Genomic DNA, 13,901 nt, shown 5'->3' on the forward strand with positions numbered 1-13,901 from the left:
AGATATCTACTGAACGGAGGAGGACGTCATGCAATTTCATCTCAACGGTTTCCGGGTCGGCGATCCCACGATCGAGCCAGCTATCGGCAATGCGCATGCTGCACAGATGCCCGAGACGGTCGACGTGCTGATCGCCGGCAGCGGCCCGGCCGGACTCGTGCTGGCGGCGCAACTGTCGCAATTCCCGTCGATTAGCACGCGCATCGTCGAGCGTCGCGACGGACCGTTGCAGATGGGACAGGCCGATGGCGTCGCGTGCCGGACCGTCGAAATGTTCAATGCGTTCGGCCTCAGTGATCGCCTGCTGCAAGAAGCCTATTGGGTCAACGAAACGGTATTCTGGCGACCCGATGCGAATGACCGCGGCGCGATCAGTCGTACCGGTCGAGTTCAGGATACCGAAACGGGTCTTTCGGAATTTCCGCACGTCATCGTCAATCAGGCTCGCATTCAGGAATATCTGCTCGACACGATGCGCCGCTCCGCGCGACGGATCGAACCGGACTACGGCCTCGAACTCGTCGACCTTCAGCGCGACGATACGGATGAATATCCGCTACTGGTCACGCTGCGCCATACCGATCCTGCCCGGCACGACCAGAACGTGACCGTGCGCGCGCGCTATGTCGTCGGTTGCGACGGTGCGCGCAGCCGTGTACGCACCGCCATCGGACAAACGCTGCGCGGTGATGCGGCGAACCATGCGTGGGGCGTGATGGATGCGCTGGCCGTCAGCGACTTTCCGGACATCCGGCTGAAAGCGGCGATTCAGTCCGCGAGCAAGGGCAACCTGCTCATCATTCCGCGTGAAGGCGGATATCTCGTTCGCTTCTACGTCGACCTCGGCGATGTCACCGCGGAGAACCGCGACAGCATCAAACAGATCACGGTCGATCGCATCATCGAGACGGCGCAGCGAATCCTCCATCCGTATACGCTCGACGTGAAAGAAGTGGCGTGGTTCTCGGTCTATGAAGTCGGCCAGCGCCTCACCGACCGCTTCGACGACGCCATTGCCGCCGACGGCACCTCAGGCGAACCGCGCGTGTTCATTGCGGGCGATGCGTGCCATACGCATAGCGCCAAAGCGGGCCAGGGCATGAACGTGTCGATGCAGGACGGCTTCAATCTCGGCTGGAAACTTGGCGCGGTGCTCGAGGGGCGTAGCGACGCCGATCTGTTGCGCACGTATTCGGACGAGCGCCAGCCCATCGCGCAGGAACTGATCGATTTCGACAAGGAATGGTCGGCGATGATGGCCGCTCCGCCGAAGGACCCCGATCGCCCCGAGGCGGGCGGCGTCGATCCCGCCGAGCTTCAGGCGTATTTCGTACGCGCTGGCCGCTACACGGCTGGCGTCGCAACGCGTTACCGGCCGGCCACGCTGACCGGTGAAGCGACGCATCAGGCGCTCGCCAGAGGCTTTACGATCGGCGCGCGGTTTCACTCGTCGCCGGTCGTTCGCCTCGCGGATGCAAGACCATTCCATCTCGGGCACGCCGCGCGCGCGGACGGCCGCTGGCGCCTGTACGCTTTCGCGGACGCATCACGCCGTGCGCTAGATGCGCTGTGCGAGCATCTGAACACGTCGCCGGATTCGGTTTTACGGCTCGTCACGCCGAAGGACGCCGACGCGGACAGCGTTCTCGATCTGCGCGCGGTGCTGCAACAGCCGCATCGCGAAGTCCGTCTCCAGGACCTCCCCGCCCTCCTGCTGCCGCGCAAGGGTCGCCACGGCCTGATCGACTACGAAAAGGCATTTACGAGCGACGCGACGACTGATATCTTCGACGAGCGCGGCATCGATCGCCAACACGGCGCACTCGTCGTGGTACGTCCCGATCAATACGTGGCCCATGTTCTTCCATTGAATGCGTACGCGGAGTTGAACGCCTTCTTCCGGCCCATCTTCCGCGCGCGTTGAACCACAACGAAAACACGAAACTCCCAAATTGCCGATCAAACCTGAAGACGCCGGCGCGCCCCCCAAATTTACTGGCAGCCTGGTGCGCCGTGCCCAACAGCGCCATGCAGCAGTGTGGCTAAGCGAGGTTTCCGCGGAGATCACGAGCGTGCAGTACGCAGCGCTCGAGGTCTTGCATGAGACGCCTGGCGTCAGTCAGCGGCAACTCGGCGACAAACTCGATGTGGATCGTTCGACGATAGCCGATCTTGTTGCACGCATGGTGCGCAATGACCTGATCGAGCGCGCCGACGATCCTGTCGACAAGCGCAGTTATGTGCTGTTTCTCACCCGTGCCGGTAAGAAGCAACTCGCGGCCTTGCGTCCGCGAGTCGAGCAGGTCGAGCGCATTCTCACTGAAAGGCTGACAGCGAGCGAATTGGCACAGTTGCGCCGCCTGCTCTCGGCTCTGTTGCTGCCGCAGGATTAATGCGCTTGTAGCGTCTGCAACTAAAACGAAATCCGCACCCGCGCAGATTTCGCGAGATCGAGCGTCCGCCAACCTCGCCAGGGCGGACATTCTTCAATCGCGGCGAACCGGACCGCGGCAACGCATTGGTGCCCCAAGGACGGGCGTCGATTCGCGCTGAGCTTATTCCCAGAAGTGCAATGCTGCACTGGGTTCGGTGGCTTGCGCTCAATCGCGATAACGATAGTGCTCGATATTATTTGTGCGCTAACGAGTGCGTCTCTACGATCTCGTGACCTTCACTCCGATAGCTGTCAAAACATGACCACGACCAAAGCACTCAGGGCCGCTCTGTTGTCCGTTCTCCTTACATGCGACATCGTCTGCGCGCAACCGGCGCTCGCGGCGGGACAGACAGTGCGAGTCGGGATCATGTCCGGCGAGGACGAAGACGTGTGGCGCGCGGTCGCGGCCAATGCCGCCAGGCAGGGCATCACCGTCAAGGTCACGACGTTCTCCGACTACACGCAGCCGAACGAAGCGCTCGCGCAGCACGACCTCGATGCGAACTCGTTCCAGCACAAGCCGTATCTCGATGCGCAGATCGCGGCGCGCCACTATCAGATCATGCCCGTCGGCTATACCTACGTGCAGCCGATCGGTCTGTACTCGCGCAACGTGAAATCGGTCGCGGCGCTGCCGCAGAACGCGACGATCGGCGTGCCGAACGATCCGAGCAACGAAGGCCGCGCGCTGCTTCTGCTGCAGGCGAATGGACTGATCAAGCTGCGCCTCGACGTCGGTCTGCTGCCCACCGCGCGCGACATCGCGGACAATCCGAAGCACATCCAGATCAAGGAACTCGACGCGGGCATCGTCGGCCGCGCGATCGGCGACCTCGACGCGGCCGTCGTCAATACCGACTGGGCGATCAAAGCGGGCATCAGGATTCCGCAGGAACGCATCGCGCAGGAGAAAGTGCCGGGTAACCCGTATCGCAACTTCATCGCGGTCAACGCGAAAGACGCGAACGCTCCGTGGGTGAAGGCGATCGTGGACAGCTACCAGCAGGCCAACGTCGCTTCGGCGATCCTGAGCGTCTATCACGGCGCCACGCTGCCGGCATGGGATGGCGCGCCCCAGCGCTGACACCGGGCACGAATAACGCACCGACAACGCACGACGCAAGCGGCGGCGCTTCGGCCGCCGCACATCCTGCCTTCTTCACCGCCGTCTTCATCGTATCGCCCGTCATGTCCATTACCAGCACGCTCCACGACCGCCGCACCTTCCTCAAACTTTCGCTCGGCGCCGCAGCGGTCGCGACGGCACCGCTTTCGTTCGCGCAAGGCAGTGCGCGCACGCTGCGCATCGGCAACCAAAAGGGTTATCTGAATCTGCTGAAGGGTCGCGGTACGCTCGAAAAACGGCTCGCGCCGCTGAACGTATCGGTGACGTGGGCCGAGTTCGCCGCGGGTCCGGTGCAACTCGAAGCGCTCAATGTCGGCTCGATCGATTTCGGCGACGTCGGCGAAGCGCCGCCGATCTTCGCGCAGGCCGCCGGCGCGCCTTTGGCCTATGTGGCGGCGACCGTCAAGCGGCCGCAGTCGGAAGCCGTGCTGGTGCCGTCGCCGTCGACGATCCACTCGGTCGCGGATCTGAAGGGCAAACGGATCGCGCTGAACAAAGGCAGCAACGTCCACTACTTTCTCGTCAAGTTGCTGCGTCAGCACGGCCTGCAAAACGGCGACGTGAAGCTCGTCTTTCTCGCGCCCGCCGATGCGCGCGCCGCGTTCGAGCGGGCGTCGATCGACGCGTGGGCCATCTGGGATCCGTTCTTCGCCGCGGCGGAGCAATCGCTCGGCGCTCGCGTGATTGCCGATGCAAGTGGCGTGGTCGGCAATCGCGCGTTCTATTTTTCGTCGCAGCGCTATGCGGCGAATAATCCCGACGTGATCCGGATCGTGATCGAAGAGCTCGACAAGGTGGATCAGTGGGGCAAACAGAACAAGGATCAACTCGCGAGCGAACTCGCGCGGCTATGGGGTCTGCCGAAGCAGGTCGTGGACGTGGCGGTGCAGCGTCAGCAGTTCGGCACGCAGCCGATTACCCGCGCGATTCTCGGCGAGCAGCAACAGATCGCCGATACGTTCCTCGATCTCGGTCTGATTCCGAAGCACGTCGACGTGCTGAAGGCGGCGCCTTCGAGTCTCGCGTAGGCGCACGGGCGCTGGAACGACGCCGCAGTCACGTCAACGCTCGGAGATCGGCCCTGTTGGCGCGGCTTGCCGCTCCGGCGGGATGTCGCTGTGTCCGGCCGCCGGTCATGGTGCAAGCCTAGGCATGACACGTGCGACACACACGAGCCGCAGCCGACGTTACTGCGTCGCACGTTGCAACCTGTCGGGATCGCCGCCGCTATCAGCGTCGATGATGCACGCATGAAAACGAAACGCACTTTTTTCACGATCGGCCACTCGACGCGCCCGTTGCAGGAATTCGTCGGTCTACTGAAAGGCGAGCAGATCGTCTTGCTCGTCGACGTGCGCAGCATCCCGCGCTCGCGGACCAACCCGCAGTTCAATCGCGACACGCTGCCCGCTTCGCTCGCGCGGGAACATATCGACTACGTGCATCTCGCCGCACTGGGTGGACGCCGCGGCAAACGCAAGGACGATGCGCGATCGCCGAACGCGTACTGGACCCATCCGGCCTTTCGCAACTATGCCGACTATGCGATGACGGACGCGTTTCGCGACGGGCTGGCGCAACTTCTGACGCTCGGTCATCGGCAGCGCTGCGCGATCATGTGCTCGGAGGCGGTCTGGTGGCGTTGCCACCGGCGTATCATTACGGACTATCTGCTGATGCACGATGAAACCGTGCTGCACATCATGGACGCGCATCACACGAACGCCGCCACGATGACGCCGGGCGCCGAGGCCCAAGCCGACGGCACGCTGATCTATCCGGCTCAGCCGCAGAACTGAGCCGACCCACGACACGACTGCGCGCCAGTCACCTCGAACCGCTTTATGGCTGTTACCACCAAACGCACGTCGAAAAACGGCGCGTCGCTCGACATGCTGCTCGACGACATCCGCTCCTGCACGCTGTGCGCACCCATGCTGCCGCACGCGCCCCGCCCCGTGCTCGCGGTGTCCGCGCAGGCTCGCATTCTGATCATCGGGCAAGCGCCGGGCGCGCGCGTGCATGCGTCGGGGGTGCCGTGGAGCGATGCGAGCGGCGCGCGTCTGCGCGCCTGGCTCGGCGTCGACGACCCCACCTTCTACGACGCTTCGAAATTCGCCATCGTGCCGATCGGCTTCTGTTTTCCGGGTCGCGGCGGGAGCGGCGACCTGCCGCCTCGGCCCGAGTGCGCAAACCGCTGGCATCGCGAATTGCTCGCGCATATGCGTTCGGTGAAATTGACGCTGCTGGTCGGACAATATGCACAGCGCTTTGGCCTGGGCGATGCATTCGGGACTACCTCGACCGATACGCTCGTCAGGTGGGCCGAGTTTGGACCGCATGTGATGCCGCTGCCGCATCCTTCGCCGCGCAATATCGCGTGGTTCAAGCGCAATGCCTGGTTCGAGGGCGCGGTGCTGCCGACGTTGCGCGAGCACGTGGCGACGGTGTTGGCGGGCGGGGAGCTTTGAGCGCCGCGCGCCCATCCGCGCGATCAGCCGTTCGTGGTAAACACGCATCCGGACCCGGCGTCCCAATCTTCGGAACAGTTACGGGTATACATGGATTAGGAGGCGCAACCGCACTGCACTAACATTTTTGCGGTACCGCACGGCGCGTATCGAGCGCTTCCGAATCGGGGTTGCACGTCCCACGCCAAAGTCTCGCGCTGCCCCGCGAACTCCCGGTGCCGTCCAGCATCTGCACGCAATCGACGCAACGTCGACCACATCGACCAATGAAGACAAGAACCGGAGGATCAGATGGCACAGCAACGGGATGACGATCAGCAAAACAGCGGCAACGGTTTCAGCACGGCGCGGCGGGGGCTGATGCAGGGCGCGGGACTCGGCGCAGCGCTTTCGCTGATGGGCGCGCTAGGCGGCGCAGGCGGTCTGATCGGCACCGCGCAGGCAGCGCAGACGGCTTTTCCGTCGCACAAGAAGTGGAGGATCGTGTTCGTCAATCACGTCACCACCAACCCGTTCTTCGTGCCCACGCAGTACGGCATTCAGGATGCCTGCTCGCTGCTCAACATGGATTATCAGTGGACCGGCTCGGCCACTTCGGACGCGGGCGAAATGGTCCGCGCCGTGAACTCGGCGATTGCCGCGAAGGCTGACGCCATCGCGGTGCCGATCGTCGATCCGAGCGCTTTCGACAAGCCCATCCTGGCCGCGCTCGACGCCGGAATTCCGGTGTTCGCGTACAACGCCGACGCGCCGCGCGGCAAGAAGAATCCGCGCCTCGCGTATATCGGCCAGGACCTGTATCTGTCGGGCTACCAGATGGGCGAGCGCATCGTCAGTCTGATCGACAGCGGCATGGTCGGGCTGTTCATCGCCACGCCGGGGCAGCTCAACATCCAGCCGCGTCTGGACGGTGCGAGCGACGCCATCAAGAAGTCCGGCAAGAAGATCGACATCCAGACCGTGGCCACGGGCGCAACCGTCAACGAGGAATTGTCGAAGATCAAGTCGTTCTACCTGGGCCACCAGGACCTGAAGGGCATGTTCGCCGTGGATGCGGGTAGCACGCAAGGCGTCGCGCAGGTGATGAAGGAATCGAACCTGCCGTCCAAAGGCGTGCACGGCGGCGGCTTCGACCTGCTGCCGACCACGATCCAGCTGATCCACGAAGGTTTCCTCGACTTCACCATCGATCAGCAGCCCTACGTCCAGGGTTTCTATACGGTGATGCAGGCGTTCGTGTTCCTCAGCTCCGGCGGCCTCGTCGGCCCGGCCGAAATCAACACCGGCCTGAAATTCGTGACGAAGGATAACGTCGAGCCGTACCTGAATACCTCGACGCGCTTTGAAGGCAAGACCGACAAGGAGCAAATCGTTCCGAGAACCGGCGCAATCAAGTCCTGATGAATACCGCGAACGAAACCAGCAAAGCGGTCCGCGCGTCCCGGCGCGCGGGCGTTTCCTTCGCATCGCAATGGGCGGCCGAGCTGCGCATCCTGCTCGTGGCCGTGCTGCTGGCCGCCTATTTCGAGTTCGCGAACCACGATTTCCTGTTCACCAACGCGAGCCTCGTCAACCTGTCGCAGTTCATCGCACCGGTGGCGATCATCGCGTTCGGCGAAATCATGTTGATGATCGGCGGCGACATCGACCTGTCGGCGGGCATGGTGTTTGCGTTCGCGCCATTCATGATGGTGTTTGCGAATGACGCGGGCGCGCCCATGTGGCTCGCCGTGATCGCGGGGCTCGTGGCCGCGGCGCTCGTCGGCTTCGTCAACGGCGCGGTGACGGTGTGGCTGCGGCTGCCGTCGTTCGTCACGACGCTCGGCACGCTCTTTCTGATCAACGGCATCACGCTGACCATCTCGCGCGGCACGCCCGCCGCGACGCCGGGCTCGCCCACCTTCGCCGCGTTCATGGGCGCGTGGGGCTACAGCGAGATCATCTGGACTTTCGCGATCGCGTTCGCGATGCACGTGCTGTTGCGGCATACGCGCTGGGGCCTGCATACGCAGGCCGCAGGGGCGAATCCACTCGGCGCGAGCGAGGCCGGCATCCATGTGAGGCGGCTGCGCCTCGGCAACTTCATCCTCGCCGCGGTGCTGGCGGGCTTCACCGGCATGCTTGAGGCCTTTCGCATCACCTCCATCGACCCGCAGGCGGGCGGCAACCAGATCATGTTCCTTGCCGTGGCCGCCGCCGTGATCGGCGGCACGCCTCTCACGGGCGGCTCGGGCACCATCGTGGGTGGGCTGATCGGCGCGGCGGTGCTCGGCATTCTCAACGACGGCTTTACGCTGATCGGCATCAACGCGTTTACGTTCAACATCATTCTCGGCGCCGCGATTCTGGCGGCGATGATCTTCAACATCCACGTCGGACGCATTCGCCGCAAGGGTGGACGCTGATGGACCAATCCCAAACCTCCTCCGCGGGCACGAATGCCATGCCCCCCGCGGGCAACGCGGCGAACGCGCCGCTCGCGCTGCGCGGCGACAACCTCGTCAAACGCTTCGGCGCGGTGACCGCGCTCGACGGCGTGTCGCTCACCCTCGGCAAGGGCGAGATTCTCGGCATACTCGGCGACAACGGCGCGGGTAAGTCCACGCTTGTCAAGATCCTCACGGGCTTTCATCAGCAAACGAGCGGCACACTCCACATCGACGCAGAGGAGACGCTGTTGCGCTCGGTCGATCATGCGCGCTCGCTCGGCATCGAATGCGTGTATCAGGATCTCGCGCTCGCCAATTCGCTGAGCATTTATCACAACATGTTCCTGAACCGCGAAATCGTGCGGCGCGGGCCGTTCAGGCTGCTCGACCACAAGCGGATGCGCGAGCGCGCGGCGCAATGCCTCGACGATATCGGCGTGCACGTGCCTTCGGTGGATTTGCCCGTGGAGCGTCTATCGGGTGGCCAGCGCCAGGCCATCGCCGTGGCGCGGGCCGTGAATTCGAATGCGAAGATCCTGTTGCTCGATGAGCCGCTCGCCGCGATGGGCGCGCGCGAGGCGGGGCTCATCATCGATCTTCTGATGCGCCTGAAGGAAAAAGGCGGTCTCTCCATCATCATGATCATGCACAACTATGCGCAGACGCTCGGTATCGCGGATCGCATCATGCTGATGCAGCGAGGCCGCGTGACCTACGAGCAAGCGAGCGCGCTGACTTCGGTGGCGGAGCTGATGGAGATCGTGCAGCGGGAATACCGGGCCATGCGCGCCGGGGGTGCGCAGTGAGCCCACCCGTGCCCGCGAAAGCGCGCAACGCGAAGCGGAAATCGATCTTCGCGTTCGCGCGTTGACGCCACCTACCGGATCGCTTGCCGGGCAGCGCGCTGCGGCAGCAAAAACACGCAGAAGCCCATGAACGCAGCCAGAATCAACGACGCATAGAGTCGGCTAACCTCGAGCCCCCCTTGAGAAATGGGTTTGTCCAGCAAGTCGCCCAAGGTCGCACCGAGCGGACGCGTCAGGATGAACGCCGCCCAGAAAATCGCGGTGCGTGACAGACGCGACCAGTAATAAAATGCGCCGACGATCAGCAGACCCGCACCGAAGATCAAAGCGCCATACTCATAGCCAAGCCCCAGACCACCTTCGTCCGATCCCGCCACCCAATCGCCCAACGCGGTACCCAGGGTCTGGGAAAAGAGGATCGTCACCCAGTAAAACCACTCGGCTTTGGGCGTGGTCACGCTCTGCACTGCCACCGTGCCTTCCGATTTGTACCAGACGCCCAAGCTCGCAAGCAGAAGCGCGAAGACAATGACTACACCGCCCGGATAGCCGATTCCCACGGAGCGATCGAAGAAATCGGCCATCGTGGTACCGAGCGTGGTCGTGGCGACGATGGTCGCCCAATAGAGCACGGGATTGAACCGCTCCGCCCTGATCTGGCCCGCGACCAGCCCGATAAAAATAACCGCAAAGATTGCGCAGCCGATCAGATAACCCAGTTTGAGCGACATGGTTACCCAATCGCCGCCTGTTTCGCCAAGCGTCGTGGCGGCGATCTTGATGACCCAGAAGCCCAGCGTGACCTGCGGGACTTTACTGACTATATTGGTGCGAGTTTGCGATTGGTTGCTATTCATATGAGGTGCTCACTATTCTGATGGCTTGAACATAGGTGTAACCATCGCAGAGCAACTCTTAACACACGCTTAAGCACTCGCACGGAGTGACGGCGGTCAGATTTTCCTGCGCCGATCACGGAACGGTAATTCCGAGACCTTTCAGCGCAGTTCCAGCCACATCGGCTGATGATCGGACGAGCGGCTCCGCGGGTCCACATCGCACGATGCAATGCGGGTACCCAGCTCTTGCGTGACGAAAACGAAATCGCACGCGAACGGTCCGTCTGGCCATTGCTCGTGGTCGTACAGGCCGACCGTCGCGGCACGTGGGTCACCGGGGTGCGCGCAGGCCCACGCATCGATAAACGCCGGAGCGTCGCCGATCGGTTCGAGCATCCGCCGATAGGCGCTGTCTTCAAATGCGCTGTTGAAGTCTCCGCAGAGAATCGCGCTGACCGGGCGCGCCGTATCCGCAAACGGGCTGTCCGGCTTTTCACCACGCGCGGGAGAGCGCGCGTGATCGCATGCTTCCTGATGCAGTTCGCGCAGTCTCGTCACTTGTGCGAGCCGCTGTTGCTCCGAATAGAACTCGAGGTGTGTGCTGATGACACGAAGCGGGCCGATGTCGGCTTCGAGCACCGCTTCGAGCGCGACGCGCAGCATCGACGGCTTGGCCGGGTCGGCGGGCCACGGCAGAGAATGGCGAAGCACCTGACGAACCGGTAAGCGCGTCACGATGGCATTGCCGAACTGGCGCCGATGACGGCTCGCGCCCAGAGAGGGCAGATCGGAGCCGATTGCATCGAGCACGGTCATCTCCGGCAGCAGAGCGGCAAGCTCGGCGAACTGATCGGACGATGGCGCGCCTTTCAGTCCGCCGGCCGCCGGTTCTTCGTTGAAGCCTCGCGTGACTTCCTGCAGACACAGGACGTCGAAGTCGCACAACGCGCGTGCTTCCCGCACGATCCGATCGAGCTCGACGCGGCCGTCGACGCCACAACCCCACTGAATGTTCCAGTCGACCAGCTTCATGACGGTCTCCGTGAAAATACCAATTACAATTCCTCGCCGCGCTCTCGCGGGACAACGAGTCACTGTCAGTTAGCGATGAAATTGCGCAGTAAAAATTGTCAGTGAAAGTAAGCACCAGAAAATATCGCGCATCCAATGGATTAAGCTAGCCCTCGTCTGCGACCGGTTCTATTTTCTTCTTAGAAAACAATGAATAACTTCGATTCGTCCATCGAAACATATCTGTCCAACATACACTTCGGTCATTTCGCGACCCAATCCATACTAGCCGTTACAAACCTGTACACCTTCAAAGGCCTCGTACTCATTCCCGTGCTGTGGTGGATGTGGTTCAAGCAAGACGAGTGCCGCGAATGGCGGCAAGAAATGGTTGTCGCGACGATTCTCAGCGGCCTCGTGGCGCTCTTCACCGGAAGACTGCTGACTCACTGGTTGCCGTTTAGAGAGCGCCCCGTCTACAGCACTGAACTACATCTGCACTTTGCCAGCGGCGAACTCAAGGACGCGGTGCTGACAGGTTGGAGTTCCTTCCCGAGCGATCACGCGATGCTATGGATGGCGGTCGCCACCGGCATCTTCCTTGTGTGGCGGCGCATCGGTGTGCTGGCGATGCTCTATACCGCGCTGTTTATTTGCGTTCCGCGCGCCTATCTCGGCTTTCACTACCCGACCGATCTGCTGGTGGGGGCCGCCGTGGGAATCGTGATTACCGTTGTCATGACGCGCGATGCGATCCGCAAGCGCTACGCGACTCCGGTGCTGCGATGGATCGATCGTTACCCGGGGCCTTCGGCGATGCTGGCCTTCATTCTGTGCCTCGAACTCGTCACGCAGTTCGACGAACTGCGCAGGCTGGCGATCGGTGTATTCAAACATCTATGAACTCGCTAAACGTAGCGCGCTTCGTTCAGATCGGAGAGAAGCGTCGGGCCTGTCGGTTGCCAGCCTAAACGCGCCTGCGTCAGCGCGCTCGATGCCGGCATGTCGAGCGCGGCGAACATCGCCATCCATCCGAAATAGGCCTGCGCTTCGTCGCGCGCGATCGACACGACCGGCACCTTCAGGCCGCGCCCCAGCGCGTCGGCAATCTCGCGAGCGCTAACGCCTTCTTCACCGACCGCGTGATAGCGCGCCCCGCGTTCGCCCTTCTCGATCGCAAGCCGGTACAGCCGCACGACATCCGACAGATGCCCTGCCGGCCAGCGGTTACGTCCCTCCTCCACATAGGCGCACATGCCCTTCTCCCGCGCAATCTGGATTAGCGGCGTGATGAGGCCTTGGCGGAACGGGTTATGCACTTGCGGCAGGCGCATCACCGATAAATTGACGCCCGCCTCCAGCAGTGTGCTGCCGGCCAGCTCCGAGCCGATGCGTGGGTTCGGGTGACTGGTATTGAACACGTCCTCGGTGGCCGGCTGCCCGTGATCGCGGCTGCCGACGCCCGTGCCGGACGTGATGAGAAGCGGCCGGTCCGAGCCGGCCAGCGCCGAGCCAAGTGCTGCGATAGCACGCTTGTCCTTTTCGCAGTTCTCCACGAAGTGCGAGAAATCGTGATCGAACGCGAGGTGGATGACGGCGTCCGCCTTCGCGGCGCCGATGCGCAGGCTGTCGGTGTCTTCGAGCGTGCCGCGATGGACGTCCGCGCCCGCCGCGCTCAGCACCTGCGCGCCCGAATCAGATCGGGTCATGCCGATAACCTGATGCCCGGCTTCGATAAGTTCGGGCACCAAAGCCGAGCCGATAAACCCGGTCGCGCCCGTCAGAAAGATTCGCATAGTCAAGTCTCCAGGAGAGTCACCGACGCACTATGCGATCATTCACTATTCTATTGAAGTAGTGAGTTTATCCCGGTAAAGCGACTAACAGGTTAATCATTCCAGTGAACACCGCCCAAACCCTCGGGGACTTTCTGCGCAGCCGCCGCACGCGGCTCGATCCCGCTAGCTTCGGCTTCTCGGGCCGCCGGCGTACGCCCGGATTGCGCCGGGAAGAAGTGGCCCAGCGCGCGAATATCAGTTCGACCTGGTACACGTGGCTCGAGCAGGGTCGCGGCGGCGCACCTTCCGCCGCGGTGCTGGAGCGCATCTGCGCGGCGCTGATGCTGACGAATACCGAGCGCGAACATCTGTTCATGTTGGGCCTCGGGCGACCGCCGGAAGTGCGCTATCGCTCCACCCACGGGGTCGATCCGCGGTTGCAGCGCGTGCTCGATTCGCTCGATGCCAGCCCGTCGATCATCAAGACCGCGACGTGGGACGTCATCGCGTGGAATCGCGCCGCGGCCGTCGTGCTCACCGACTATGGCGCGCTGCCGCCTGGCCAGCGCAACATCCTGCGATTCCTGTTCGGCGACCCGGCCGTCCGTGCCAAACAGCACGATTGGGAGAGCGTCGCGCGCTTCGTCGTGGGGACGTTCCGTGCGGACGTTGCGCGCGCCGGGCTCGCTTCCGAAGTGGGCGATCTGGTTGACGATCTGTGCCGCGCCAGCCCCGACTTCGAACGCATGTGGCGCGAAAACCAGGTATTCGGCCACAGCGAAGGACAGCACGTTAAGCGCCTGCTGCATCCAACATTCGGGACCATCGAAATGGAGTATTCGCTGTTCGCCGTCGATGGTCGGCCAGATCTGAGCATGCTCGTGTACACAGCGCTCGACGCGCGCATCGCGAGACGCATTCGCAGTGCCGTGTCATCGATCGAGGAAAGCGTTAGCGCTGCGCCTGTGACTGCTTCGTAGTCGGCTTCGACGTTCGATGGTGGC

At 62.9% G+C, this 13,901-nt stretch carries 14 protein-coding genes; 11 read left to right on the forward strand and 3 right to left on the reverse strand.

Annotation, left to right across the window (positions count from 1 at the left end; all coding sequences use genetic code 11):
- Nucleotides 1-28 precede the first annotated feature (28 nt).
- The 9 genes from F6X42_RS12795 to F6X42_RS12835 all read left to right on the forward strand — a co-directional run bounded on the left by F6X42_RS12795 (nucleotide 29) and on the right by F6X42_RS12835 (nucleotide 9,269).
- Nucleotides 29-1,924, forward strand: coding sequence for an FAD-binding monooxygenase (locus tag F6X42_RS12795; protein ID WP_187634570.1), 1,896 nt, complete (start codon nucleotides 29-31; stop codon nucleotides 1,922-1,924).
- Between the two features lie 28 nt (nucleotides 1,925-1,952).
- Nucleotides 1,953-2,393, forward strand: coding sequence for a MarR family winged helix-turn-helix transcriptional regulator (locus tag F6X42_RS12800; RefSeq protein ID WP_187634571.1), 441 nt, complete (start codon nucleotides 1,953-1,955; stop codon nucleotides 2,391-2,393).
- 300 nt (nucleotides 2,394-2,693) lie between these two features.
- Nucleotides 2,694-3,521, forward strand: coding sequence for a MetQ/NlpA family lipoprotein (locus tag F6X42_RS12805; RefSeq protein ID WP_187634572.1), 828 nt, complete (start codon nucleotides 2,694-2,696; stop codon nucleotides 3,519-3,521).
- A gap of 104 nt (nucleotides 3,522-3,625) precedes the next feature.
- Nucleotides 3,626-4,591 (forward strand): sulfonate ABC transporter substrate-binding protein, encoded by a 966-nt coding sequence (locus F6X42_RS12810; protein ID WP_187634573.1) that lies wholly within the window; start codon nucleotides 3,626-3,628, stop codon nucleotides 4,589-4,591.
- 222 nt (nucleotides 4,592-4,813) lie between these two features.
- Nucleotides 4,814-5,362, forward strand: coding sequence for a DUF488 domain-containing protein (locus F6X42_RS12815; RefSeq protein ID WP_187634574.1), 549 nt, complete (start codon nucleotides 4,814-4,816; stop codon nucleotides 5,360-5,362).
- A 45-nt stretch (nucleotides 5,363-5,407) separates the two neighbouring features.
- On the forward strand, nucleotides 5,408-6,034 hold the full coding sequence (locus F6X42_RS12820; RefSeq protein WP_187634575.1) for a uracil-DNA glycosylase family protein: 627 nt from the start codon (nucleotides 5,408-5,410) through the stop codon (nucleotides 6,032-6,034).
- A 291-nt stretch (nucleotides 6,035-6,325) separates the two neighbouring features.
- Nucleotides 6,326-7,435, forward strand: a complete 1,110-nt coding sequence (locus F6X42_RS12825) for a sugar ABC transporter substrate-binding protein (protein ID WP_187634576.1) — start codon at nucleotides 6,326-6,328, stop codon at nucleotides 7,433-7,435.
- Nucleotides 7,435-8,439, forward strand: coding sequence for an ABC transporter permease (locus F6X42_RS12830; protein ID WP_187634577.1), 1,005 nt, complete (start codon nucleotides 7,435-7,437; stop codon nucleotides 8,437-8,439). Before F6X42_RS12825 ends, F6X42_RS12830 begins: the two co-directional genes overlap by 1 nt.
- Complete coding sequence (locus F6X42_RS12835; protein WP_376776364.1) at nucleotides 8,439-9,269, forward strand: ATP-binding cassette domain-containing protein; 831 nt, start codon at nucleotides 8,439-8,441, stop codon at nucleotides 9,267-9,269. The genes F6X42_RS12830 and F6X42_RS12835 overlap by 1 nt, the downstream gene beginning before the upstream one ends.
- Before the next feature lie 71 nt (nucleotides 9,270-9,340).
- On the opposite strand, the gene F6X42_RS12840 is transcribed toward F6X42_RS12835, so the two are convergent.
- Entirely contained in the window at nucleotides 9,341-10,126 is a 786-nt protein-coding gene (locus tag F6X42_RS12840) for a COG4705 family protein (protein ID WP_187634578.1), read from the reverse strand.
- A gap of 141 nt (nucleotides 10,127-10,267) precedes the next feature.
- Nucleotides 10,268-11,140, reverse strand: a complete 873-nt coding sequence (locus F6X42_RS12845; RefSeq protein ID WP_187634579.1) for an endonuclease/exonuclease/phosphatase family protein — start codon at nucleotides 11,138-11,140, stop codon at nucleotides 10,268-10,270.
- A 189-nt stretch (nucleotides 11,141-11,329) separates the two neighbouring features.
- Here F6X42_RS12845 and F6X42_RS12850 point away from each other — a divergent pair, with 189 nt between their 5' ends.
- Nucleotides 11,330-12,022: a phosphatase PAP2 family protein gene (locus F6X42_RS12850; RefSeq protein WP_187634580.1), complete on the forward strand. Its 693-nt coding sequence runs from the start codon at nucleotides 11,330-11,332 to the stop codon at nucleotides 12,020-12,022.
- 5 nt (nucleotides 12,023-12,027) lie between these two features.
- Here F6X42_RS12850 and F6X42_RS12855 read toward each other — a convergent pair whose 3' ends face one another.
- Nucleotides 12,028-12,915: an SDR family oxidoreductase gene (locus tag F6X42_RS12855; protein ID WP_187634581.1), complete on the reverse strand. Its 888-nt coding sequence runs from the start codon at nucleotides 12,913-12,915 to the stop codon at nucleotides 12,028-12,030.
- A gap of 104 nt (nucleotides 12,916-13,019) precedes the next feature.
- Here F6X42_RS12855 and F6X42_RS12860 point away from each other — a divergent pair, with 104 nt between their 5' ends.
- On the forward strand, nucleotides 13,020-13,877 hold the full coding sequence (locus tag F6X42_RS12860; RefSeq protein ID WP_187634582.1) for a helix-turn-helix transcriptional regulator: 858 nt from the start codon (nucleotides 13,020-13,022) through the stop codon (nucleotides 13,875-13,877).
- Nucleotides 13,878-13,901 lie beyond the last annotated feature (24 nt).

The organism is Paraburkholderia podalyriae (assembly GCF_014397785.1).
Taxonomy (GTDB): Bacteria; Pseudomonadota; Gammaproteobacteria; order Burkholderiales; family Burkholderiaceae; genus Paraburkholderia; species Paraburkholderia podalyriae.

Bases quoted from the DNA above. Each gene is read 5' to 3' on its own strand.
- F6X42_RS12795 (WP_187634570.1), top strand. From the start codon at position 29: ATGCAATTTCATCTCAACGGTTTCCGGGTCGGCGATCCCACGATCGAG.
- F6X42_RS12805 (WP_187634572.1), top strand. From the start codon at position 2,694: ATGACCACGACCAAAGCACTCAGGGCCGCTCTGTTGTCCGTTCTCCTT.
- F6X42_RS12810 (WP_187634573.1), top strand. From the start codon at position 3,626: ATGTCCATTACCAGCACGCTCCACGACCGCCGCACCTTCCTCAAACTT.
- F6X42_RS12815 (WP_187634574.1), top strand. From the start codon at position 4,814: ATGAAAACGAAACGCACTTTTTTCACGATCGGCCACTCGACGCGCCCG.
- F6X42_RS12820 (WP_187634575.1), top strand. From the start codon at position 5,408: ATGGCTGTTACCACCAAACGCACGTCGAAAAACGGCGCGTCGCTCGAC.
- F6X42_RS12825 (WP_187634576.1), top strand. From the start codon at position 6,326: ATGGCACAGCAACGGGATGACGATCAGCAAAACAGCGGCAACGGTTTC.
- F6X42_RS12830 (WP_187634577.1), top strand. From the start codon at position 7,435: ATGAATACCGCGAACGAAACCAGCAAAGCGGTCCGCGCGTCCCGGCGC.
- F6X42_RS12835 (WP_376776364.1), top strand. From the start codon at position 8,439: ATGGACCAATCCCAAACCTCCTCCGCGGGCACGAATGCCATGCCCCCC.
- F6X42_RS12840 (WP_187634578.1), bottom strand. From the start codon at position 10,126: ATGAATAGCAACCAATCGCAAACTCGCACCAATATAGTCAGTAAAGTC.
- F6X42_RS12845 (WP_187634579.1), bottom strand. From the start codon at position 11,140: ATGAAGCTGGTCGACTGGAACATTCAGTGGGGTTGTGGCGTCGACGGC.
- F6X42_RS12850 (WP_187634580.1), top strand. From the start codon at position 11,330: ATGAATAACTTCGATTCGTCCATCGAAACATATCTGTCCAACATACAC.
- F6X42_RS12855 (WP_187634581.1), bottom strand. From the start codon at position 12,915: ATGCGAATCTTTCTGACGGGCGCGACCGGGTTTATCGGCTCGGCTTTG.